Source organism: Haloferax sp. Atlit-10N (assembly GCF_003586325.1).
Taxonomy (GTDB): domain Archaea; phylum Halobacteriota; class Halobacteria; order Halobacteriales; family Haloferacaceae; genus Haloferax; species Haloferax prahovense.
The window spans coordinates 1-465 of record NZ_PSYX01000152.1; the positions used below are offsets into that span (position 1 = coordinate 1).

Here is a 465-nt window from a genome sequence, read left to right on the forward strand (position 1 = left end):
TAAGGGCCCACTCCTCGAAGCGGAGTCGAAGAGCCGAGAGGAGTTCGAAACAGGCGTCGAGAACGGCGACGATATCGACGCAATCGTCCAGCACCTCGGTTTCGAGCCGGCGGCGACCGTCCGGAAGAACCGCCGGGTGTACGAAGTCCGGGAATACGACGTCACGCTTGACGCGGTCGACGGTGTCGGCGAGTTCGTTGAAGTCGAACGAGAGACCGACGGCGACATCGAACCCGTTCGAGAGGGGGCCTACAGGGTGCTTCGGGACCTCGGTCTGAATCCCGACGAGCAGCAACGGACCTCCTATCTCGGTATGCTACTTAACGATGCGAACGAGTAATCATTCAGCCGTTATCTGTTCCCGTAAGTTATAGAACCCGGCCAGACGAAGTCGAGGCAATGACTGAGCGGAACATTCACGTCCAACCCGCGAGCGGGCTCGCCGTCGAAGATCAAGACATCGAA

At 59.1% G+C, this 465-nt stretch carries 1 protein-coding gene; it reads left to right on the forward strand.

The genetic code is table 11. The features are described from left to right. Positions 1–340 (forward strand): class IV adenylate cyclase (gene cyaB / locus C5B91_RS23165; protein WP_119713051.1); only part of this gene is annotated, 340 nt, incomplete at its 5' end. Positions 341–465: the final 125 nt, after the last annotated feature.